We start from the raw sequence: 24,161 nt of genomic DNA on the forward strand, positions 1-24,161 counted from the left end.
TTTTGTTAAACACCGGACTATTTTTTCTTCTAGAGTTGTCCACCCCAGAGCAGCGAAAAATTATACCTGTATTCCTCGATCAGCTATCTCATACAGAATTTCGCTCAATTATCCTCGGTTTGAATATGAATGAGTTATAATCAATAAGAACAATGTTAAAGCAATCATTGGTTGTGACGATAAATCAGATGTGAGCAATTAAAGAGCATATTATGGCTGCGCTAGAAAAAGATCTCGATAGGGAATTAGTGAACCAGGCGCGAAGTGGAGAAAGAGCGGCTATTGGTAGACTTTTGTGCCATTATCGTCCCAGCATTGTATACCAGATCAGAGCGCAGGTAGATGAAATGGCTGATGTAGAAGATCTTGCTCAGGAAGTTTGCATAAAAGTGTTTCGTTTTATCAATCAATTTGATCATAAAGCTAATTTTAAGACCTGGTTATACAAGATTACCCAAACGACAATTATTAATTATTATCGAAGCCGGCGTCTGGATACTGTAGAAATTTTCAGCGAGGAGCCCGATACGCAGGACAGCTCACCCGAGCAAGAGGCAATTCGTTTGGAACTCAGTGAGAAGATAACCAGGTTCCTACTGAGTTTACCAAAAACTCTACAGAAGTGTTTTTATCTATACAGTGTTTTAGGTTTGGCCTATGAAGAGATTGCTCGCAGAATGCATTGCCCTTTAGGCACAGTTCGCTCAAGAATACACCGTATTCGCTCAACAATTCTGATTATTCTCAAATAGATTTATTTGTCATTGATCTTGCTATTATCTTGTTCGATAGCTGTGCTAGAATGTGGCATTTGATAATAACACGAATAAAAATGCTCGAAAGCGACCGTTTGATAAGTGCTATCCAAATTGGCTCAGAAGAAGCTATCGATCGAGCGATCCGCCCATTGAATCTTGATGATTATATTGGCCAGGATGCGGTTCGCACTCAAATGCGCATTTTTATTGAAGCGGCGAGAAAGCGATACGACGCGCTTGATCATGTTCTCGTTTTCGGGCCTCCAGGCTTAGGTAAAACCACTCTTGCAGGTATTATTGCCCATGAAATGGGAGTCAATCTGCGCCAAACGTCCGGGCCAGTATTAGAAAAAGCCGGTGATATTGCAGCTTTATTGACCAATCTTGAAGAAAACGATATTTTATTTATTGATGAAATTCATCGATTAAGCCCAGTCATTGAAGAAATCCTGTATCCTGCGATGGAAGATTATAAACTGGATATCATGATTGGCGAAGGACCAGCCGCTCGCTCCATTAAACTCGAATTGCCCCCATTCACACTGGTGGGAGCCACTACCCGCGCCGGCTTGCTGACCTCCCCATTAAGAGATCGCTTTGGTATAGTTCAGCGCCTTGAATTCTACTCAACTGACTCCTTAACCCAAATCGTGAAGCGTTCAGCCAATCTGCTTAAAGTCAGTACAGAGGAGGCTGGTGCAAAAGAAATTGCCTTACGTTCACGAGGAACACCTCGAATTGCCAATCGTTTACTCCGACGCGTACGGGATTATGCTGAGGTTTGCGGGGAAGGTATAATCACTCTGCATATGGCGAAAAAGGCACTTGAGATGCTTGATATCGATAAAAACGGTTTCGATATGATGGACAGAAAATTATTACTGGCAGTCATTGAGCGCTTTGATGGTGGCCCTGTCGGGGTTGACAGTATCGCTGCGGCAATTGGTGAAGAGAAAGGAACGATTGAAGATGTGCTGGAGCCCTTCTTAATTCAGCAGGGGTTTCTAATGCGTACCCCGAGAGGCCGTGTCGCTTCAGCCCAGGCGTACCATCTTTTTGGATTACAGCCGGCGGAGCGTGTCTAGTGTCTCAATTCACACATTCAAGTCAGTTTCGTGTTTATGCCGAAGATACCGATTTCATGGGTATCGTTTATTATGCCAATTATCTGAAATTTTGCGAAAGAGCAAGAACCGAGATGTTGCGAAACAATGGCCTGGTACTTACTGAGTTAGCAAAGCAGGACTGCCATTTTGTTATCACAAATGTGGAGTTAAAATATAAACAGCCTGCCAGATTAGATGATCTTATAACTATTACCTGCAATATAAAAAATAAAACGGCATGCAGTATTGTATTTGAACAAACCATAAAGAATGAGCATAATAGCGAGCTTTGCAGTGCATTGGTGACAATTGTCTGTGTAAACAGGCATACCAAGCCGCGGCGCTTGCCAGATCGATTCAATTTATTGCAAAAATGACATTATCGGTCATTGTGGAAAGACATTTTTTTTGAAATTATTGAGTAACATCAAATCAACTTCTAAAAAGCTGGAGGAATACAGTGGGAACCCATGCGAGCGTACTAGCGTATTTTATACAGGCAGGCCTGGTCGTTAAAACAGTGATGCTGATCTTGCTTGTCGCTTCGATTACGTCCTGGACACTTATTTTACAAAGAGCTTGGTATTTCAAGCGCAAAAAACTTGAGTGCGACAGCTTCAGCCAGCGATTCTGGGATAGCAGCGACCTAAGCAAGCTCTATGCGGATGTTGATGGCAATCCGGATAGTAAGCATGGCCTGGCTTCGATTTTTCATTCTGGTTTCAAAGAATATGTTCGTACAAGAAAGCAGGGCGCGATTGCCTTGGAGCCTATTCAACGAGTTATGCAAATTACTCATAATAAGGAAGCGATTCAGCTGGAGCAGCACTTGCCTTTTTTTGCGTCAGTTGGGTCAATTGCGCCCTATATTGGTCTATTTGGAACCGTTTGGGGAATTATGACATCATTCCAGGCTCTAGGTCAGGCTTCCCAGGCGACTATCGCAATGGTTGCTCCAGGGATTTCTGAGGCTTTAGTGGCAACAGCCCTTGGACTGTTTACTGCCATACCGGCGGTGATTGCTTTTAATCGTTATTCTACCAGAGCCACTGGTATATTGGAGCAATACGATTTATTTCAGGATGAGCTTATCGCATTAATCGAGCAACAAACCACTGTACCGATTAGAGGATAACTTCCATGTTAAGAAAAAGAAAAAAACCAGGTGCCGGGCCCATTGCGGAAATCAATGTGGTTCCCTATATCGATGTGATGCTGGTGTTGCTGGTTATTTTTATGATTACCGCTCCGATGTTGTCGCAGGGCGTAACTGTTGATCTGCCCAAAGCGGCGTCGACAGAGTCTTTAAAAGACAGTGAGCGGGAGCCCATTATTGTATCAGTTAATCAGCAAGGCGATTATTTTCTGAATATCAATGCCCAGCCTGAGCTGCCGATTGAGCCTCATGCGCTAGTGGTCAGAGTTGCCGCTGAACTTGAGCTTGCCAGGCAGAATAACCAGTCTATTAATGTGCTGGTTAAAGGTGATCAGGGCGTTCCTTATGGGAAGGTGGTGTCTGCTATGGGCTTTTTGAAACAGGCAGGCGCGGAGAAAGTTGGCTTGATGACTGACTCCACCCAGGAAACGGAGATGCAGGGATGATAAATGATATGAGTTATCGCAAGGCATTTATCGCTGCCTTAATTCTGCATTTTGGCCTGATACTTTTCCTTTTGCAAGATTCATCCAGTAACGAACGCCCTGTTTTGGTTGCTGACAACCAAAACATGCCAGGACAAATGTTGCCTATCGAGCAGGCCGAGCAGCCAAAACAGCAGGAAATTGTAAAAGCGGTAAGCGTGGATAGCCAGGAAGTCATGGAAACCATTAACCGGCTCAAACAGGAAAAACTACAGCAGCAAAAAGCCGAGCAGGCAAGACAGCAGGCTTTGACAAAACAGGCGGAGGATGCACGAAAAGAACGGCTGCGTGAACAGCAGCGATTGGCCAAGTTGAAAGATGAGGCGGCAAAGTTGGCAATACAGCGTAAAAAGCAAATTGAAGAAGAACAAAAACGCCTCAAGCAGCTGGCATTGCAAAAAGAGCAGGAGGCCAAGCGTCTGGAAGAGTTAAAGCGTAAACAGCAACAGTTGGAAAAACAGCAGCAGGAAGCAGCAAAACAGGCTGAGCTTAAAAAAAAACAGGATGAATTGAAGGCGAAGGAAGCCCTGCAGCTGGCTGAGAAGCAGGCTGCGGAAAAAGCCGCTGCTGATAAACTGGCTGCAGAAAAGGCAGCTGCAGACAAAGCGGCCGCTGAGGCCAAAGCTGCTCAGCAAAAACTCGCTGCTCAGCAGCAAGCTGCCCAGGAAGCCGCACAGCAAGCCAGACTGGCTGGTGAAGTCGACAAATACAAGGCGATGATTGTGAACGCGATTGGCAGACAGTGGATTCTGCCTGAAAACGTGGACAGTCATTTATCCAGTCAATTCCGAATTCGTCTGGCGCCTGATGGAGCGGTACTGGAAGTGACTCTGATGCGCAGCAGCGGGGATCCCATACTCGATCGCTCCGCGCAAACCGCTATATATAAAGCATCGCCATTGCCGGTGCCAAGTGATCCGGAAACATTTAATTTATTCCGCGATATCAGTTTAACCGTTAGACCCGAGAACGTTAGGGGGTAATTATTGTGTCTATGAAAAAACTTCTGACCTGTTTTTTAACGCTTGTATCAAGCCATCTTTTTGCGCTTGATTTGGAGTTGACACAGGGTATCAGCTCAGCCTTGCCTATAGGGATCAATTCATTTGGAGAAAATAGCAGTGCTCAGGAAATCACATCAGTGATTAATAATGATCTGCGCTTGTCAGGTCAATTCAAAATTATCAGTTTGCCTGCCATGGAAATGAATGGTGTAGGGGCCTGGAAACAGGCTGGTGCTGACAGCGTATTGACTGGCCGGGTGACTCCGATAGGTTCAAACCGCTACGATATCAGTTTTGAATTATTGGATACGGTCAGTCAAAACAAATTGCTGCTTTCCAAAAGTTTCCAGGTGAGTGCCAATGATATTCGTCCTCTGGCGCATCATATCAGTGATATGGTTTATGAAAAACTGACTGGGGAACGGGGTATTTTCTCAACCCGAATCGCCTATGTTCTGGTTCAAAGAGCTGCAGGCCGTGCCCGCTATTCTCTCGAAGTTGCAGATGCTGATGGTTATAACCCGCAAAGCCTGCTGGTTTCGCCTGAGCCGATTATGTCGCCTTCCTGGTCACCGGATGGCAGTAAAATTGCCTATGTTTCATTCGAGAAAAGAAAGGCACAGATTTTTATTGTTTCAGTTGAGTCGGGAAAGCGGCAATTAGTCACTGATTTTTCTGGTATTAATGGTGCGCCAACCTGGTCGCCTGATGGTCGTCAGTTAGCGGTTGTATTATCCAAGAGTGGTAGTCCCAAAATTTACAGCATCGATCTTTCTTCTGGAAGTATGAAGCAATTAACCTTTGGCGACTCAATTGATACCGAGCCGCGCTATACTCCTGATGGCCGTTCTCTGATATTTACTTCAGGTCGCGGCGGTTCTCCACAGGTATATAAACTGTCTCTGGCCGACGGCAGTATTAACCGTATCACTTATGATGGCAACTATAACGCGCGGGCAATGTTTACTCCGGATCAGAAACATCTGGTAATGTATCATCGCGATAATGGCAAATTCAATATTGGTGTACAGGATATGAATAGCGGTCAGGTGAGCCTGTTGACCTTCGCTTCACTTGATGAATCGCCTTCTGTGTCTCCTAATGGCCGATTGGTACTCTATGCAACACGTTTCCAGGACAAAGGTGTGTTAGGGGTTGTTTCAATTGACGGACGTATTCGTTTACGTCTCCCCGCTCGCCAGGGTGATGTTCAGGAACCTGCCTGGTCACCTTATTTAGGGTAAATGATGAATCTGATAAGGACGTTTGTTTATTTATTTTTCTTATTATTTGTTAATATGGCCCATAGCTGGAATGCTTTGGGCCATCGTTTGGTGGCGCAGATTGCCTATAATCATTTAACTAAAGAAACAAAGCAGGCGGTTAATCACTATAATCATCAATTGGATCGGCTATATAAGCCTCTTTCATTTGTTAATGCAGGCCCCTGGATGGATACTCTGCGTTTTCAAAACGATTTATGGTTACAGTCTTTCCATTATATAGATATTCCTTTCAGCCGTGATGGTACTTCTCTGGTGCCCCCAGATAAAAGCAACGCAGTCCTGGCTTTGAACAAAGCCATTGCCACGCTTAAAAAGCGTCAATCCACTCCCTTTGATAAAGGCTTTAGTCTGCGGATTTTATTGCATGTTACCGGTGACATACACCAGCCTATGCATGCGGTCAGTGAATTTAGCCGGCGTTTTCCTGAAGGCGATGCGGGAGGCAATTTTCTTATTCTTGGACAAAATCCGGTTGCAAGGAACCTCCATTCCTATTGGGACAATGGTGGCGGGTTACTTAAAACCGGTTATTTGAGCGCGGCTCAGCTTAACAGAAAGGCTAAATATCTTGAAAAGAAATGGCCCTGCGATGCCGCTTCTCAGATCATAAATCCTGAAAGCTGGTCTGAAGAATCTTACGAGCTGGCAGTCAATCTCGCGTATCGTATTCAATACGGTGAAATACCTTCCAAAGCTTATGAAAACGATGTTAAAACTGCAGTAGAAAAAAGAATCACACTCGCCGGCTGCCGATTAGCAGTTGTACTTAATGAAATTTTCGCTCACAGTGACTAACACAAGTTCTACATTTATATAGTCAGCGGATAATTTAGCAATGGCTCAAACAGATCTATTGTCGTTTGCGCACAAAAAATAGTCTTTGCGAGAATTGGCGAGGCAATCCAGATCCTGGCTTTGTTCAGGTTTGGAACTGGATTGCTTCACTTTGTTCGCAAAGACGACATGTTTGTGGCTTGGTTCTTTTACGCAACAATGCCTTCCCGCATAGGAGTGAATCTATTTCTCAATATAATCCCTGACTTTGTTTGCAACATGGATTTCCGCCTACGCGGAAATTACACTATTGTTTATTTAATTGTTCATCACATACTTAATATTAGCTTAATTTTCTTGGGTTATTATTAACCCCAAATAATCTGAGATGTAGGCGTTATGTTCCCATTTACTGACATTGAAACTAGCTTATTGGGTAATTTGATCTCCGAGTTCAGGAAACGTCGACAGGAGATTCTTTCCAAAAATAGAATGGGTGAAATCAGCCTGGCTGACACGGATTTGAAAAAAGAATTTTCGCTGACTCAGATTAAGCTTATAAATCAAACTTTTGATTTCCTTACCGAGGTAGTCTTACCCAAGTTTGACAAAGGTGAGTCGCCCGGCATTTTCGCATTACGTAAATTGGGAAAACAAGCCGAAAAATTATTTAAGGATACTGAATACTTAAGCGCAAACCCTGATTATAATTTGTTGGGTAATATTTACGGTAATCTTGAATCCTTGCTAAGTTCTCAAAAATTCGATGAACAACACATAAGCCACCTTAAAGAGATATTAAAAAAGAATATCAAAGCTTCAACGCATAATTTTCTTACCCACTGGCAAAAAATACCTGATTTCAGTCTTGAACACTCTTTGAAACAAATAGATTCAGCTATTGATTCGTTTGATTTCTCAGCCTATTTTGTTAAGGGGCAGCTGGATGTCGGTTTATTGAAAGAGAACGGATCTTTTTATTGGCACCTCCACAATGCCTTAGGGATCAAGGGCAGCTATCAAATCAGAATTTATGATCCTGTTGTTTTCGAACTGTTTAATGAAATCAGCATAATGCTTGCAAAGTTTCCTCTAGTCCTGGATGAACTGGTGTCTTTCCTGAATCCAGAAGCATTCGCATTATTAATAGTCTCTCATACCCCCCGTTCGGAAGCTGAAAACAAAGAAGAAAATAAAGGCCAGTTTAGCTATGCGGCCATGGGTCAAACTATTCATGCCAATGATAAATATTTGAAATATCTTGGATTAGGCAAAGATGTAATCAACAGCGCACTTAATACTTACAAAAGCGCTCATGAGAAAAAGCTAAAGCAGCTTAATACAATTAAAGAAGCGCACGAGCTATTGGGTAGGATTGCACTTTCTATCACTGAGCTCAATGAGTATAAAATCCCGCAATTGCAGCAATCTACCCCCTCTGCAGAAAGCATAGAGATTTATGAAAGGGAGATTGTATTGCTTGCAGAACATCAGAAAATACTCGCTAATGCAAAATACTTACTTAATCAAAGCAAAAGTACTCTCGATGAAGATCCTGCATATTCTGAGCTGCATATGGAGATGAGGCAGTGTGAGGACCGCATAAAGGAACAGGAATCGATTGTATGTAAAAACAGCTCTGAACTTTTAAAATTGTTAGAGAAAGCTAAACTTAAAAAGTTAGCGGATGAGCGTTTAGCCAATGCCAGTGTTGATGATTTAATAGCAATATTTGAAGAAAACAAAAAGAAGATAGAGGCTGCTTCTTCCGAGAAAAATCAGACTGAGCGTTCTATATCTAAACTGCGTGATGAAGTTGCCGGCCTTTCAGTTCAGTATTATCAACTGATGAATAGACTGGGGCAAAAAGTGTACCCCTCCATCCTGGTAAATAGCCAGCCCCAGCAATCAGAAGTGGTTAAAGTCAACTTCCAGAATGTCTCTGATGCCAATAGAAAGTTTGAGCAGTGGAAAGGGGCTCTGAGTAAACAAGTAAATGAACGGGAAGAGATCATAAAATACAAAGAGACTCTGATCGCTGCCGTTATGCAATGCCTCAATAATAGTGGGAAGGGGGATTTCCCGCTTAGCGCTATTAACAAGCTGAATGTGTTAAATGTGAAAGGAGCAAAGTTATCCGGATTGGATTATTTTTTGTCCGTCATTGGTGACAAAACTTTTGAAGTGAATCGCCTGGGATTTGTTTCAACAAACTATCAGGTTGAGAAAAAGGAACAGCTATATGCTCTTATCGGTTCAAAAGAATTGGAATATGCCAAAGTCAGAGCGGAACAGCTTAAAATCAGCGCTTTGATTGAGGAAGGGGATAAAGAGATTCAGACGCTTAATGCGGTTAATCAATCTCTCAATGCATCTGGCGAAGAAGATCGTAGACTGACTTTAACTCTTGATGGCCAAAAGAAACAATTAGATGATTTAGAGCTAGAGCAACGCCCATTATCTTCTGTAATCGGTTTTTTTAATGCTGCCAAGAGTCTCGTTGAAAAAATGAATGGATTGATGGCTCTCAATGGTTTTCAGGAAAATGGCGTCAGCTTATATTTTGAAGATGTGATATCTTTGTTTGAGAAAATGGATGAGTTCAAAAAAACAATTTCTCCTCAATCCCCCTATCATAGAAATCTGCAGTCCATCGAAGCGCTAAAGGATGCAGCCGATCAGCAAGTGGAGACCTATTTCAAACTTGAGTTGAGCGAACAAAGTGATTTGCTTGCGCCTTTACTGGGCGAGCTTGGCAAAATAGAAGCTGTTATAAGCGGCCATTTGAATCTTGATGAACTCAATGAGCAGTTGAAACAATTCAATGATTTGAAATCCACATTAAATGGCTGTACTGGCCGCATAAGCTTTATTGCAAAACACAAACCAATCCTGGCTGAACAAGCCCTGGCGGACCTGAAAAATTTGACAGAGCAGTTTGAGCCAGTATCTTTGAGGCTCAATGAAATTGCTGACGCACTGCTGGCGAGTATGCATAAACAGCTCACTGCACAAACGAAAGAAGATTTATACCGACTGGATTTTGATGCGAATGATGAAGTCATTGAGAACTATAGAAACAAACAACATGTTCTGGATCTGCATAAAACTAACTTGTTCCAGTTTTCTCCTGATAGTCTTCAAGTATTCCAGGACCAGTTCAAGCAATTGAATCCCGAATTGATTGATGCGCATGAACAGATTGAAAGATTTCAACAGCACCAGCAAGCAATTGTCCCCGTTTTTGCCAGCAAAATGGCAGTCGCGGATACTATCCGTGAAAGACTAATACTTAGGAGCAAGATTTTTGCAGATTTTGACCTTGAGCTGCAGGAATACCTGTCCAAGCGAAACCAAAGACATCATACCAAGGATTTTTTCAATAGTGCCGATCAATCCAGCCGTACACTTTTTATTGAGTGTCTGGAAAAACAATTAGCTCAGTTTAAAGCGACAGGGGATAGCCAATCTCTTCTTGATTTAATCAACACCAGGGGTAAAGCTTACAGTGGTGTTCATTTCAAACCTTTGCTGAATCGTTTAACGCTTGCAGTTAAAGAATATCGCAAGCAGGTTCCTGCCACTTATGAAAAGCCATTTGTGTTTATACCCAGAGTTCTTGCGGACAGAGATGCGCTTTTAGGAAGGATTCGCGCGGTTAATGCTGATGCAGCCGAAAAAATTGATGTTCTTTATTCGTCCATAAATGCTATGGAGGCTTATTCCGAAAAGCTTGCAATAGACGATAAGGCAAAAGCGGAAACGGCGAGTACTCTGGCCTGTCAATTGAAACAGCGAGTTGATGAGTTTCTTATGGATAATGAATCAGTACTTACTGATTCTGGCAAGGTTGATGAACAGACGTATCGCGCTTTTGAAGATGATTTTCGTCTTCACTTGCATAGTCAGGACGATGCAATGAGCGAACGGCGAAATACGTGGCAACCATTGCTGGGAAATATATTTGTCTCCGTAATTTCAGCGGGGCTGGCATTAATTGCCAAACTAGCCTACAGCAAGATTAAAGATGGCTACGCCTCAGCTTTCTTCACGAATACATCCCGAATGGGCTTTGTGGAGAATATTGAGCGGAGTGTGAAAAGTATGGCTACAACGGCAAGCTGCGCATAGCTGTCATTTCCGCGCAGGAGGAAATCCAGCGGTGATTTGGCTGAAAGCTGCTATTCTGTAGTCTTTGCGAACGAAGTGAAGCAATCCAGATCAAGCTCTGGGAGGGTTATGCTTAATTGCTTCGCTGACGCTCGCAATGACGATCTTTTGCACATCTATTTTTATTTACGCCACAATACCGCGCGTGAATGATGCAGATTATGTGCGTCAGTTTGAGAGACCTCACTTCTTCAGGCCTAAGGGGTTATAATTCTACCAGTTGTTCAAAAATTGAATTATCAATAACCATGCTATACACTTAAGCTAGCTAATGGAAAAATAACGGAGTCCAACATGAAAGGAATATTATTGTTACCTGCCGCTCTTTGTTTAACCGCATGTGGTTATATTCCAACCACAGACTATGTAAATACCGTCTATACCCCTTCCAGCTGTTGTAATGCGGTTGTTGTAAAACCCGTGCCTGTACGTAATTGTTGCACAAAAGTGATTAAACGGCCTGTCGTAAAAACCAACTGCTGTACCAGTGCCGTTGTGGTTCGCCGCCCGGTTGTGACTAATACTTGTTGCTCGCCTGTACAAACCACAAACTATGAAGAGGTGACTGTGGTCAATGAAGCGCCTGTTGAGGTTACTCCTGCTGTTTATGAGATGTATTGATAGGCTTTTAGAATTGAATCCCGGTTGTGAGAGCGACCGGGAATTTTTATTTAATCCCTTTCTCGCTTCAATAACTGATAGCTGTCATAAACCACTTTTTCAATGATATCGGTATCGAATGAATTGGTGAGTATGATAATAATCAACTGCTCTCTCGGAAAATAATAAAACTCTCCCTGAAAACCTGACGTGGCCCCATTGTGAGTCCAGGCCCATTCATCGCCAATCTGCTCCCGATAAATGCCTAGTCCATAGTCGTCTTTTGTGGTTAACATGTTCTCTAAAGAGTTTGGAGAAAGTAGATTTTTATCTCTGAGCAGGGCAGCTACAAACTGTTCCAAATCATTGGCCGTGCTAATCATGCCGCTATCCCCAAGACCAAAACCATCATTAAGATAGGTCACATCAATGAGTTGTTTCTCTGCCAGTGTATAGCCCCGGGTAATTAAGCGAAGGGTGTCGTTGTCCGTTTGTTCCACATAGCTATCCTTCATGTGGAGCGGCGTCAGAATTTGTTCTCTGAATAAATCCGCATAGGAGTGGGCGGTCAGCTTCTCAACAATTAACTGTAGTAATAAATAATTGGTATTACTGTATTCGTAAGAACTGTCGGGACTGAATTTGGGCTTTTCATCATATATAAGCCTGATGAGCATTTCGGGTTTCCATTGTTGGCCGACCATTTTTTCAATCAGACGATAATAACTATCGTATTCAACATAATTCGGTATGCCGCTTCGCATCTGCATTAGATTTTTCACTGTCAACAGGCGGCCGTTCGGAATGCGATCAATGTCAACGCTATTGGGAAGAAGTGTGGAAATTTTGCTATCAAGGCTTAGTTTTCCCTCCTCAATCAGCTTTAGCAAGCTGACTGCCAAAAAAGTCTTGCTAATGCTGCCAATACGAAAATTGTTACTGGTTTTCATAGCCTGGCCGGTCTGATAATTGGATTGACCTGCCGCAATAACCAGCAAACCTGTTTCTGGGCTGGAAACAAGCAAAACGGCGCCAGGAGTTGTGGAGTTAAGATTTTTATTCAGAATATGCTGAAGCCGGGATTCGATTGGGCCTCTGGAAAAAGCGGCAGAAATCAGTAGAAAAGTTAAGAAGAAAACAAACTGCTGCTTTTTTTGCATGAATTTCCCTGTATATATAAAAAAATAATTGCAAATTTTTTTTTACTGCTATCATTATAACAATATCACATTTATTTTCAGTGACTTGAGATTTTTCCAGTATTTTATTTTGTGCCTGGATGTCTTGCTTTATTAAAAATACATGTTGGGTCATTATCGACCATGTAGTCATGACTAACTATAACCTTTTAATGAGGGCGGTTTGTCACTATGAAACAACTAGAAAAAATCAATAAGCCTGGCAATTTAAATCTTAGAGAAAAAATCCAATCCTTTCTTCATCTGTCTCATCCAGAGAACCAAAAGATTAACAAGTGGCTGAAGCAACTGGATTCCTTACTGGCCAGTGATGAGGATCAGTTTAATAAAGGGTTTAATTATTTTTTTAGCACCACAAGAAAGGATAAGGTCAACAATTATAAGCTAGAGATCAAAATTTTCCTGAGGAAAATGGCCGGGAATAATAATGCTGAAACGCTATACAGCCAATTACTGCAGTTAAAGCTAATGCTGCAGCGCGTAGTTCAGGAGCAGGCTGTACGTCTAGCCAGAACAAAAGCCATACTTAAACTAATTGCAGCCATTGATCATAGAACGGATCAGTTAAGGCAGGAGCGTATGGTTACTCCTAACAAACAAGTAACCCAGGAGAACTCAGCATCCTCTGAGAAAAAAAAACATACAAAAAAAATTATTTCGCAGGCTGTTTTTATAGCTCAGGAATTAAAAAGCAAATTGTTATCAGGAAAAGCGAGTGCGGATAAACAATTGAGGGATTCCAGGAAAGAGGCTTTGGATGAAGCGCTTTTTCAAACGATGAAGATGGAATGTGGCCGGCTTATTAAGTCCATTCAGGAAAAAAATGTAGGGGGTCAGAAAGATCTATTAATGCAACAGTATGCCGATAGGCAGCGGCAACTAATTGATGGCGCAAAATCAATTACTGATATCAGCAAAATTAAAACATGCCTGGATAATGTTCTGAAAAGTTTAAACTCAACTGAATTCCAGGAGATTTGTTTAGCGATCCTCGATTTGCGTAAAGGAGCCCGAAGTTGGTTTGCTATTGGAAAAAATGCCAAAGCAGACAGGATAGAGGACGCTATCCGCAAGGTCTCAGTCGAGCGTAGGGGCGACATGTTTATTAATAATCTGGAGGTGAGGAAAGCATTGGCTTCTCACAGGCATTTTGGCAAGCGAGGCAAAATCTATTTGAACAAAAATACGCAAGACATTGACTTGAAAAAAGCGGCCCGAACATTTATTGAAATAAATAATCGGCTGGAAAAAAACAGAGAAAATTCTGCAGATGTTGATTGCAAGGTTTTCGAGATGGGGCGCTGCTCTTCAGTGTGAGCGAAGATATCAGAAGCTATCTTTGCAATGGTCCTGTTAAATTACATGCGGCCACAGGTTGCATTTCAACGTCAGCTGTCGAAAGCTGCTTTGTTCGGGATTGAGAAAAAAAACCATGTTCTCTGATGTTTGAAACGCTTGCAGAGGATAGCTCTTTTCGATTTAGCCAGTGAACGACCGCTTTAACATCTGGTGTGTTATTCTGCGTTTCGGTAAGTCCTGCCAACTTCAGGCAGGCACCTAAATCCAGAATCAGACCGACAGAGTAATTACCTGTCAGGAAAGAATGCAGATACATTAGTTGTTCAAAGGTTTCTGCCTCAGTTTTAATTTGATATAAATTGGGTTTGTCAGCAATACTTTTTGCTGCATTATACAAGGCCACGGCAGTAATTAAACAGCATCCCGCAATCACTAGCACTTTAATCACATCACGGGGTTTATTGCTAATATGCCGGTAAACATCTTTAATGATCTGCTGGAAAAAATTGTTGCTGGACATAAATGCAACGATAGCGGCAGTTAATCCGGGAATAAATGAAACACTTAGTTTAACAATATATTTTAAGTCATCGACTGTGCAGCGTTCGCTAAGTGCCTGACAGAAAAGTTTAAATCCATCGAAACCAGCCTGGCTGATTAACAAGAAAAAGGAAATACTGAAAAAGCCGGAAACTCCTGCGGGAATACAGGATTTAAAGCAATCCATAGCTCTTGCGAGAACTCCTGGTTTATAAAAATGTGATTCGCCGACATCCAGGACTGCTAACTCCTGCTGATAGATTCGTTTTACGATGATTTTAACGAGCTGCTCATCAAGTTCCTTATTGGAAAATTCTTCAGTAATCCAACTATTTATTGCGCTAAGAGACTCCGGTTTTATACAACTGAGTTGATAAGCGAGCTCTTTTTGAAAAATCCGATCTTCATCAAACCAGTTTTTTATTGTTTGAATAAAATTGGGGATAAATACAATACGCAAAGCACAGGTGTTAGCAAAGCTCGATAGGGAGGAGAAGATAGCCGCAATTGTTCCTGCCCATATTGCTCCGAAATAGCCTAAGGCGGCTGCTGGCATTGCTGAAATGGCAGAGATTAGCAAGATAGCCGTTCGATAGGAAAAACCGCTGAGACTTCCAAAATAACTACCAAGAATTTTTTTTAAATTATCCACCATTTCATGGTAGTAACGAGTACGCGTTCCAGTTCCAATGCTCATAAAGATTATGGCATTGATGATTAGAAACCATTTATCAGTCCTGGACTTCGAATCCCACCATTCTTCGCTGATGGCTTGTGGCCTGGAGGTGAAGCAATAAGGCAGAAAAGGCAGGGTGGTAAGTATTGCCGCTGATCCGTAAGCTACCGAAGACCAGGAAGGAACATAGCTTTTTAGTGTGTCGGAAGCTGGCAGACAATTAGTCAGATTCAGCGTGCTGGCGTACTGTTTAAGGCGTCCAAAATAATTTCGAGAACTTGTGGGTGTGTTAAAAGTGTTGTAGCTTGAGCCATTTTCAATGGTGGTTATTTGCTCATCAGATTCTTGCGGCATCACTTCTCCCTATCCCTTGGTAAAACTCCCTGAGCGAGTTGCAAAAGATAGTTTCCTGGAAGTTGTGTAGAAAGTAAATTAAAAGAGTTGAATATTGGTTAGCAGCAGGTTCTATAATAGCTGTGTTGTCGTTAATTTACTCGTGTCGATGTGAATCAGCGTCTTTAAATCATGGTTCTTGGTCCATTAGTTATGTTATTGTTTCTTAACAGGCGAAATGAATTGAAAAGCAGTCATGCTTTTACTTCATCTGTAAAAAAGATAAACGATTAATAAGGATATTGTATGTCAACCGAGAAACAGGAAGTCAGAGCTGTCAATGAGCCAAGCCGCAGTTGGGGATGGCTTATGGCTTTGGGTATCTTTTTTGTGCTGCTGGGAGCAATTGGTTTAAGCATGGTGGTTGGGTTAACTTTGGCCAGTATGCTTTTTTTAGGTATCTTGCTAATCATCGCCGGATGCTCACAAATTGTTGATGTGTTCAAATCAAAGCATTGGCGGGCAGTCATCTGGCATGCCTTTATTGCTGTTCTCTATATCGTTGGCGGCGGTCTGGTGATTTATGATCCTCTTCTTGCCTCCAGCCTGATTACTTTGATGTTGGCCACGGTTTTGATCGTAATTGGTTTAAGCCGATTTATTATGGCATCCACACTTAAAGGCTCATCTGCTTTTATATTGGTTTTAGCTGGAATTATCGCTATTGCTCTGGGTGTAATGATCATTATGCAATGGCCAATCAGCGGCTTATGGGTGATTGGTCTTTTCATTGCGGTGGAGCTTATGGTTGATGGCTGGGCTTATATTTTTCTGGCTATTGCAATGCGGCGAAGCCGCTAAAAGAAGCCCTGATGCGGTATGGCGCATCAGGGTTAAACCAGTTTATATAATTTCACCGGCACTTCACGGTGTTTTAAAGTAGCATTACCGATAAACTCAGCCTGGATGGTGGGTAAATTATTCACTACATCCTCAGAAATCAGGGCGGTGGTGTTGTAGGTTTTATTCAATTGTTCAATATGAGCGGCTGAATTAACCACATCTCCCATGATGGTATATTCGAGCCGCCGCTCGGTACCAATAGTGCCTGTTACAGCATAGCCGAAATGCAGGCCGATACCTAATTTGAAATTGGGTATGTTGCCTTTGGTACTTTCTTCATCAGTCCGTTTAACGATGTCCTGGGCCGCCTGTATGGCATTCGCGATATCGTTACCGCTGGAGATGGGCGCCCCAAATACCGCCATAAAACCATCCCCCAGAAATTTATTAATAATTCCCTTGTTATCATGAATGATTTCAACCATATAATTGAAAAGCTGATTCAGATAGCTAACCACCACAGCGGGTTCATTCTGTTCCGTAAAATGAGTAAAGTTTCTGATATCGAGAAACATGACGCACACCGGGATGTATTCACTGGCATTGGCATTTTTTGATAGTAATTTGGCAACTACTTCCGGAGAAACATGCTGTCCAAAAATACTCTCAATTCGTTCGCGCTCCTTCTGAGCCTCAAAGGCTGCACCTAACTGTTTTCTGATTTGAGCGGTTACAAAGCCGGTTACAATGCCTGCAATAAATAACAGCGCAGCGCGGCCGGCAAAGCTGTACCAGCTTGTCAGAAAGGGATCGAGTTCCTGAAAATTGCTCCAGAACGGTGCGTAGCAGTAAAGTCCAATATATTCTATCGCTGCGGCCAGCCCTGCAAACCGACAAATCCATTCATTTAAGGTTAATGAAGAAAGAATAATAAAAATAAAATAAACCAGGACAGGCGGCATCAAAAGGACATAAACAGGCGTTTGAAAGTGAGATAAAATGATGATGGCAATCGTCGGGATGCTCACTTCTAAAAAAGAAGTCAAATAGCGAAAAATACCAGGAAATGGTTTTTGATATTTAATATGCCGACAAATCATTTGTCTCATAAAAAGAAAATAAAGCGCAACCAAAGCCAAGCCGCCAGGTAATCCGGCTAGAGGTAATCCGTGCATTATTTTAATATATTCCTGAGGATAAAAAATTACAAAAAAGGTCCACATGAGCGAAAGAGATGCAAAAACGATAGCCAGAATGGTCGTTCTTAACTTATCGCTTTTTAATATTTCCAATTCGAGGAAACTTTTTTCCATGCTGCTCTTCAAGTTAATCTTTCTCTTTAATTCTAGCCCTAGTGATTAAAAAAACACGCCTTAAATTGGACTTGGAATAAAAACGTGTTAGTTTCTGAATGTTCAATAGATTAAGGAAGCTCAATGAATATTATTTCACACTTGAAAAGCCCTGCTGTATTTCTAACATCTCTTGCCCTGGCTTTTCCCCTGTATGCCGGTAATCCTTTGGCAACCCCAGAGCAGAAACTTCTCGATGAGAAAGCTATCGAAATATATCAGAATAATAGCTTTCGGCTGTTTCGCATCAAAGCCAAGGCGGTTTATGCTCTGGCTTATGGACTTATAATCAGTAGTGAAGCAAAGCCTTTGTTGTCACCGATGGTCGATGAACTGATATTTAGTTCCATTCAAAAAGCAGTTAACTCTGATCCCTACTTCCCCAAAGTCTATTGGGTGGATAGCGGCCCGCGTCAATGGTTTGGTCTTGATGTGCCTGGCGGACGATACAGTTATGATAATCCGGATGTTATTTACCGCACGATTCCCATAGATGGTTCCTTACATTATAAAATACATGGACACCGGGAGCCCTCTGGTCTTGCGGATGCCAGTTTCTCTCTAATCAGTAATCCCAATTCACAGGGTACAGTGGCATTGCTCACTAATAGTGAATTACAAATCGATGCTGATGGAAATTATGAAATCACGATTGATAGTGAACCAGCAGATGGTCGAATTAATCATATTCAATCGAATGATGATGCGGTGATGCTATTTGTACGCAATAGTCTCGGAGATTGGCAGGCTCAAAAGCCGGATAGTTTATCGGTTGAACTGCTTGATGACATCTCTGGCGAAACGCCAAGATCAGACACCCGAATTTATCTGGAGACGATAAAGAATATCTCGGAATCTATCTTTTTTTACGGGGTAGGTGCTTTGGGTATCAAGACCAAGCTCAATCCGGTTAACACTTTCAAACAGCCCGAGCAATCGGATGATTTGGGAACTCTGGTCAGTCAGGCAAGTTCGTTTGGGCATTTTGAAATAGAGGATGATGAAGCCTTATTATTAACAGTCGATATGGGCGGTGCCAACTATTTCATTGCGCCTGCGACTGGTCCATGGACCATTACTATCGATCCTGGAAATGTAGTATGCAGTTTAAATAATCAGCAAGCAATGGCTGATACCGATGGACGCTATCGTTTTGTGCTGTCATTGAAGGATCCTGGTGTATACAACTGGATTAGCACATCCGGTCTCCATGAAGGAACGATGATGCTTCGCTGGCAGAATCTTCCAGCCAACACGGAGGGTCAGGGGCCAGCTATTACTAGCCAATTGGTAAAAATTTCGGATTTACCGTCGATTCTGCCCCCTGAAACTCATTGGGTAAGCCAGGCTGAGCGTCAGCAGCAAATTCTGAGCCGGCAATCAGGCTATCAGTCGCGCAGTACTATTTGACAAAGAACCCGGGTATCTTGCTCTCAGCAGTACCCGGGAGTATGATTAACGTCCCAAATTGATGGCATTGGTGATTTCGTTTTGTGATTCTTCAATGGCATCAGTTGTTTTAGAAACAGTTTCTGGTGCGATATTCAAAAAGCTTTGCATTCTTGACTTAAGTGAATCTCCATCACGATATCGAGAGAGAATGGTTTTGTCTTCTTTTGACATTTGAACTGCCCGAGAATAATGGCTTAAAGAGACTTTTAACTTATTTTCCAGCAGGCTTCGTAATTCAAGATACTCTGCTTTATTATCCCTGTTATTTAAGTTGTCCTGTATATCAATTTTTGCGGCCTGAATATTGGAGATTAATTTGAGAATAACAGCTCTTTTATCATCATACTCCCCATGTTTTTTCTCAATTTTATCTGCAATGTTCATCAGGCTTTTTTCTAATTGATCCATTGCATTAAGTATTATTTTGGTTTTGGTCTCAAAAATTCGCATCACTTGTTCAATATGTTTTTCAGAATGCGCTTCTCGAATGTAACTTGAATTGGAGTCTTTTATAGGATGAAAACTATGTTTTGAGGGATTAAAATCTTCAATATGATTAGTGAAGTTTCCAGTTGTTTTATCAGTTACACGATAATAATTTTTTGTCCTGCTTAAATAGTCACTTGCAGGATAGACCTCATTTGCCCAGGGATCGCAAATATAGGCTTGCTCTCCCCAGGTTTCGGGCTTATCAGGGGTGCTATCTTTCTGACGTCCTATGACCAGAAAGACATGATCGCCGCCTTTGATATGATATACCTCCGCATTAATTTGTGGCGGCGTGTAATTGACGACGTAATCAAGCGCCATTAATGCAAGTTCATGGCAATTACCCAGTGACAGTTTTTTACAAAGCTCTATGGTTTGATAGAAATGCTGAATCTCCCTATCGAGTTCAAGCGTATAATCGGGAAAGGCTCGGCAAGCTTTTCGCAATAAAGCGATGTATTTTTGCAGCTCGTGTTTCTGTAAGATAGTGTATTCATTATTTACCAGTTGGGTGGAGCCCATCTTGATAAAATGTCTTGCATAAGCGCAGGCATTTTTAGCTATCGCTTCAGAAGTAGTGGGAACTATCTGGGACATATTCCGACAATCAGGTTAAGGACTTTATACTAGTATAGGCTTTATTGATTAACTCAATATTAATGGGAAGCGCGGCAATTTGATGTAAATTGTCAAGATTATGTTAATTACCTATGTCCCTCATCTTTATCTACGTCCCCCGCTTTAGGCGGGGGATCCGGAGATTTGTGAGATAAACTGGATTCCCCGCATAAAGCGGGGAACGTAGGGATGTAAAAGCGGAGAACATAGGGGCGTGAGAATTGCACATGAAATGATTAAATCGAAGGGGTAAAGGATTCAGAATGAGCTTCTTCTTTTTGAGTGAATCCTGGTGTCAACTGTACTTTTAATTTTGAAAAAGTGTCAATGAAACACTTCATCAAAAGACCGAGTGAATTCAGCGGCTTGGCCACATCAATCTCGCCCGACAGGTTGTTGAGTAAGAGCGTACTGACAGGACCTGGCAGCGCTCCAATTTCTGGTTCACTATTTAGTTTGGGTAATATATGATTAAATCCCTGTGTCAGATCGACATTTATTTTAATGGTTGTATTATTTATTATCCATTCCAGTGTTTTCAATGTATGGATGTATATAGGTGCTTTTGTATCACTTAATCCAGAATAGATATAAGGAAGCAACTCTTCAATTTTTTCTCGACTAAGCAGGGGTAAAATCACGCTAAAATAATTGACTGCCTGAAAGCGATCATAGTGGAGTTTGCTTTGAGATTTTATAATGATCTCGGTAATAATTTGCTCCTGCTGGCTATCATTCAGAAGCGGTAGTAATCGTTTTAGGCAAATGGGTGATTTTAAATCAGTATAACTCCGCCGTTCTCGTGAGTTTTCCATTATTTTTTGTAATAGATTATGCGCGTCCTCCGCAGAGATTCGTTTTGCAAGCGCCAATAATAAGTCATCCAATTCCTGAGCTGAATAACTATCTATTATATTAGAGGGGAATAGCCCTGGCTGTTCGAGAATTATCCATTGCCAAACACTCTTATGCAGGATAAATAGCTCCTCAGAATTTTCTGTGTTCTCTACAGACCAGATTGTCTGTAAATTTTGAGCCATCTTCGTTGGAAGTAATTTAAGTGTTCTCTTGTCAAGTTTGTCTTTAGCGGTCAGGAGCCAGCGAACTGCACTGGGGACAGATTCCAATTGCCGTTCATCATCAAGAACTCCCATTATTTCTTCGGTTAATCGTGAAACCTCCTGCTCGTCAAAAGCAGGAAAAAAAGCAGTCAGGCACTCTAAAATCAGGGGTTTATTCATTCGGGTAAAAAAGGTTCCGGATTGCCACAAATTCTGTAGATGATTTTTAAATTCAATCTCCTGACCTGTAGACCGTATGCGTTCAGCATATATCTTAACAAAACCAAGAAGTGGTGCCAGGTTAGGATTGTAAGGCTCAAGCCGGGTGCAAAAATGCTGCGAGAGAAGAACAAAATCCAGCTCATTTAGTCTGGGCGAAAGAGCTATAAACTCGCGAATGGATACGCGGTTTAATGGGTTGGCAGAGATAATCCTTTGGTAGAGTTTTCCAGCCATTAAATGAACTGCCTCCTCAGTCATTACTGGAATCAGGTCAATGAGGCAATCACTCGTCTCTAATAATTCAAATTTATCACAATCCAGTGTAGTCAGAAGGCGAAGAATGAGCTTATTACGGGATTTCTTCTCAATGCCTGAGATATGGCTTGCTATGAAGTTTTTAGCTGATACCCGGCATAGCATCCCCTTGTCGAGCAGTACATGGCTTACGGCATGAATCAGGCGCGAAAGAAATCGATGAGGTATATTCGCCTGATTCAATTCCTCCATTGTTTTAATACGAACATTCATGTCTGTGTTTTTTAAATTGGTTAATATGAAAAGAAATAACTCGTCCTGTTCTGTATCATTGAGCTCGGCTGACCAGCTGAGCATGCATTGTATTAATTGAGGCGGGCAGGTGATTCTGGATTGCCTCATTTGCTTCAGAAGCCATGAAACGATGGTTTGCCGGACGGAAGCTGACAGCAAGCCTGAGACACTGCTGAGACTTTGATAAATAGCCGCAGGTAACATTCTCGAGCCCAATAGCGTGTTGCATAACCTCATTTGTTGTTTGGAGGTCATTTTTAAGGCAAATGATCGCAAACATCCGATGGCATATTCCCGTTTTTTTTCAGATTGCAAAGACAGCCCTTTTATGAGCAGGGGAATAAATGCATGAAGAGATTTTTCGTCTAGCCTGGGGGCTAAAGCACTCAGATGAAACAACGCGGTTTCATAATCATAGTCAGTGATGTCTTGCAGCGACTGCTTAAATAATTGGCTGAGTTCTGAGATCTGACCGGGGTTTAAGTAGGAAAAAAGAATGTGGAGATGGTGAAGCTTTTTCGGTTGGAATGCTCCTGCAAACAAGCACTTTTTAAGCTGGGCAAATAAATTATCATCAATTTCAAGTGTCACATTATGATATGCAGCAAGCACAATCATTCCTAGAAAGCGGTAACGGAAACTGACATAAGCAGAGGAGATATGGCGTTTCAGATAGGATACAAGATTATTTTTCATCCACTTTCTTAAAGACTCCGGGGATTGGAAGGCCCATTGTTCGAGAAGCTTTTCCTGTATCCTAAGTGAGTGGGTATCCTGTCGTGAAAAGAGGGCCAGTTCTGCGGCCATTCGGCTGTTGTGGCTAACGGAGGAATATCTTGCTAATTCATTGAATGGCATATGCCACATATAGAGCCTGGCCAAAGCATAGGGGGGTAGTTCAAATAGATTCATGAAGTCAAGTGTTGGAATTCTAATTGGCAAGATAATAGCATATTTGGGCAATAAAAAACCCTTTCTTGAATTGGTTCCAAGGAAAAGAAGACGATAGAATTGCTCATCATCGTTTAACAATCTGCTGGAGTCTCTGGCCTTGGGCCAAGCTATTGTGTAATATCCGGAAAAAGAAAATTCCTGGAGTGACAATTGTTTGATTTACGAAAGAAAATTGCTCAAATGCTCATTATGGGCTTTTCTGGCACTGAGATAAACGAAAGCCACCCCGTTTACTCATGGCTTGCCAAAGACGGTTTAGGCGGCGTGTTATTGTTTGATTATGATCTCATCCAGAAAAAAGCAGGTAAAAATCTGCTTCACTTTGAGCAAATCAGAAAACTGACTCAGCAGCTGAAAACCTATTCCAGCCAGTCACTCGCTGGGCAGCAGGGCATGGATTTAATTATTGCAGTTGATTATGAGGGAGGCGCTGTTGATCGCTTTAAATCAATTCCTGGCTCAACTCACACGGTCAGTCCGGAACAACTGGTTCAGCTGGATAATGAGGAACGCAGAAGCATTATAATTAAAATGGCAAAAATGCTTCATCAACTCGGATTTAATTTAAATTTTGCGCCAGTAGTTGATCTGAATATCAATCCTCTGGAAGGGATAATTGGGCCTTTAGGGCGCTGCTTTTCTGCCAATGCAGAGAAGGTTGATCGTTTTGCCCGGGAATTTATAGAAATCTTTTCAAAATATGGAATTCACTGCTGCTATAAGCACTTCCCTGGTCACGGCAGTGCAGCTGCCGATACGCATAAAGGATTTGTCGATGTATCGAATAGTTTTTTAGCCGAAGAGTTAAAACCTTACCAGCTATTGAAGCAATCCCGCGTTTCGCCGGCTATGATCATGACTGCGCATGTTATTAATCGGCAACTGGATCCTTCCGGTTTACCGGCGACGCTTTCAAAACCAATTCTCAGCAATTTATTACGTGAACAGTTAGGTTATGAAGGGATTATCATTAGTGACGATTTGCAGATGCATGCGATTAGTCAGCATTTTAGTCTGGATGAAGCATTGGCTTTAACAATTAATGCAGGTGCAGATATGGTGATTGTGGCCAACCAGCTGGGTACAGTCTCAGCTCCTGAAGTAATCGATTGTATTGAGCGCTTGGTCTCGGAAGGTACAATTGCTGCCGCTCGTATCGAGCAGGCTTTTCAACGGATTGTTAATTTAAAACAGAAGCAAATTTGTCATGCTTAGTTGATTTGTTTCCCTAATCT

19 protein-coding genes are annotated in these 24,161 nt (G+C 42.0%); 14 read left to right on the forward strand and 5 right to left on the reverse strand.

Annotation, left to right across the window (positions count from 1 at the left end):
- The first annotated feature begins 212 nt into the window (after positions 1–212).
- The 10 genes from DYH61_RS06305 to DYH61_RS06350 all read left to right on the forward strand — a co-directional run bounded on the left by DYH61_RS06305 (position 213) and on the right by DYH61_RS06350 (position 11,360).
- Positions 213–752 carry a sigma-70 family RNA polymerase sigma factor gene (locus DYH61_RS06305; RefSeq protein ID WP_058506637.1) on the forward strand — a complete coding sequence of 180 codons (540 nt, stop codon included), beginning with the start codon at positions 213–215 and terminating at the stop codon, positions 750–752.
- Between the two features lie 80 nt (positions 753–832).
- The gene (ruvB, locus tag DYH61_RS06310) at positions 833–1,843 is read left to right on the forward strand and encodes a Holliday junction branch migration DNA helicase RuvB (RefSeq protein ID WP_058506636.1); all 1,011 of its coding nucleotides are present in this window, start codon (positions 833–835) and stop codon (positions 1,841–1,843) included.
- Positions 1,843–2,241, forward strand: coding sequence for a tol-pal system-associated acyl-CoA thioesterase (gene ybgC / locus DYH61_RS06315; RefSeq protein ID WP_146063023.1), 399 nt, complete (start codon positions 1,843–1,845; stop codon positions 2,239–2,241). Before ruvB ends, ybgC begins: the two co-directional genes overlap by 1 nt.
- A gap of 83 nt (positions 2,242–2,324) precedes the next feature.
- The gene (tolQ, locus tag DYH61_RS06320) at positions 2,325–2,999 is read left to right on the forward strand and encodes a protein TolQ (RefSeq protein ID WP_058506635.1); all 675 of its coding nucleotides are present in this window, start codon (positions 2,325–2,327) and stop codon (positions 2,997–2,999) included.
- Positions 3,000–3,004: 5 nt separating this feature from the next.
- Positions 3,005–3,466: a protein TolR gene (gene tolR / locus DYH61_RS06325; protein ID WP_058506634.1), complete on the forward strand. Its 462-nt coding sequence runs from the start codon at positions 3,005–3,007 to the stop codon at positions 3,464–3,466.
- Positions 3,463–4,488 carry a cell envelope integrity protein TolA gene (gene tolA, locus DYH61_RS06330; protein WP_058506633.1) on the forward strand — a complete coding sequence of 342 codons (1,026 nt, stop codon included), beginning with the start codon at positions 3,463–3,465 and terminating at the stop codon, positions 4,486–4,488. The genes tolR and tolA overlap by 4 nt, the downstream gene beginning before the upstream one ends.
- An 11-nt stretch (positions 4,489–4,499) precedes the next feature.
- Positions 4,500–5,753 carry a Tol-Pal system beta propeller repeat protein TolB gene (tolB, locus tag DYH61_RS06335; RefSeq protein ID WP_058506632.1) on the forward strand — a complete coding sequence of 418 codons (1,254 nt, stop codon included), beginning with the start codon at positions 4,500–4,502 and terminating at the stop codon, positions 5,751–5,753.
- Positions 5,754–6,590 (forward strand): S1/P1 nuclease, encoded by an 837-nt coding sequence (locus DYH61_RS06340; protein WP_065236111.1) that lies wholly within the window; start codon positions 5,754–5,756, stop codon positions 6,588–6,590.
- Positions 6,591–6,968: 378 nt separating this feature from the next.
- Positions 6,969–10,700 (forward strand): hypothetical protein, encoded by a 3,732-nt coding sequence (locus tag DYH61_RS06345; RefSeq protein WP_133129074.1) that lies wholly within the window; start codon positions 6,969–6,971, stop codon positions 10,698–10,700.
- A 333-nt stretch (positions 10,701–11,033) separates the two neighbouring features.
- Positions 11,034–11,360, forward strand: a complete 327-nt coding sequence (locus DYH61_RS06350; RefSeq protein WP_058506630.1) for a hypothetical protein — start codon at positions 11,034–11,036, stop codon at positions 11,358–11,360.
- A gap of 50 nt (positions 11,361–11,410) precedes the next feature.
- Here the strand turns inward: DYH61_RS06350 and DYH61_RS06355 are convergent, their stop codons facing one another.
- A complete protein-coding gene (locus DYH61_RS06355; protein WP_058506629.1) occupies positions 11,411–12,499 on the reverse strand; it encodes a serine hydrolase domain-containing protein in 1,089 nt (362 codons plus the stop codon).
- A gap of 210 nt (positions 12,500–12,709) precedes the next feature.
- Between DYH61_RS06355 and DYH61_RS06360 the strand changes: the two genes are divergently transcribed.
- Positions 12,710–13,855, forward strand: coding sequence for a hypothetical protein (locus tag DYH61_RS06360; RefSeq protein WP_058506628.1), 1,146 nt, complete (start codon positions 12,710–12,712; stop codon positions 13,853–13,855).
- Between the two features lie 16 nt (positions 13,856–13,871).
- Here DYH61_RS06360 and DYH61_RS06365 read toward each other — a convergent pair whose 3' ends face one another.
- Positions 13,872–15,407: a hypothetical protein gene (locus tag DYH61_RS06365; protein WP_058506627.1), complete on the reverse strand. Its 1,536-nt coding sequence runs from the start codon at positions 15,405–15,407 to the stop codon at positions 13,872–13,874.
- 285 nt (positions 15,408–15,692) lie between these two features.
- On the opposite strand from DYH61_RS06365, the gene DYH61_RS06370 reads away from it, so the two are divergent.
- A complete protein-coding gene (locus tag DYH61_RS06370; RefSeq protein ID WP_058506626.1) occupies positions 15,693–16,247 on the forward strand; it encodes an HdeD family acid-resistance protein in 555 nt (184 codons plus the stop codon).
- A 32-nt stretch (positions 16,248–16,279) separates the two neighbouring features.
- On the opposite strand, the gene DYH61_RS06375 is transcribed toward DYH61_RS06370, so the two are convergent.
- Positions 16,280–17,542 carry an adenylate/guanylate cyclase domain-containing protein gene (locus DYH61_RS06375; RefSeq protein ID WP_058506625.1) on the reverse strand — a complete coding sequence of 421 codons (1,263 nt, stop codon included), beginning with the start codon at positions 17,540–17,542 and terminating at the stop codon, positions 16,280–16,282.
- 123 nt (positions 17,543–17,665) lie between these two features.
- On the opposite strand from DYH61_RS06375, the gene DYH61_RS06380 reads away from it, so the two are divergent.
- A complete protein-coding gene (locus DYH61_RS06380; protein WP_058506624.1) occupies positions 17,666–18,991 on the forward strand; it encodes a DUF1214 domain-containing protein in 1,326 nt (441 codons plus the stop codon).
- 45 nt (positions 18,992–19,036) lie between these two features.
- Here the strand turns inward: DYH61_RS06380 and DYH61_RS06385 are convergent, their stop codons facing one another.
- A complete protein-coding gene (locus tag DYH61_RS06385; protein WP_058506623.1) occupies positions 19,037–20,119 on the reverse strand; it encodes a hypothetical protein in 1,083 nt (360 codons plus the stop codon).
- 257 nt (positions 20,120–20,376) lie between these two features.
- Positions 20,377–22,884: a hypothetical protein gene (locus DYH61_RS06390; protein WP_133129073.1), complete on the reverse strand. Its 2,508-nt coding sequence runs from the start codon at positions 22,882–22,884 to the stop codon at positions 20,377–20,379.
- A 192-nt stretch (positions 22,885–23,076) separates the two neighbouring features.
- Between DYH61_RS06390 and DYH61_RS06395 the strand changes: the two genes are divergently transcribed.
- On the forward strand, positions 23,077–24,141 hold the full coding sequence (locus DYH61_RS06395; RefSeq protein ID WP_103989268.1) for a glycoside hydrolase family 3 N-terminal domain-containing protein: 1,065 nt from the start codon (positions 23,077–23,079) through the stop codon (positions 24,139–24,141).
- Positions 24,142–24,161 lie beyond the last annotated feature (20 nt).

Origin of the sequence: Legionella quinlivanii (genome assembly GCF_900461555.1) — a bacterium.
GTDB classification, from domain to species: Bacteria; Pseudomonadota; Gammaproteobacteria; order Legionellales; family Legionellaceae; genus Legionella_C; species Legionella_C quinlivanii.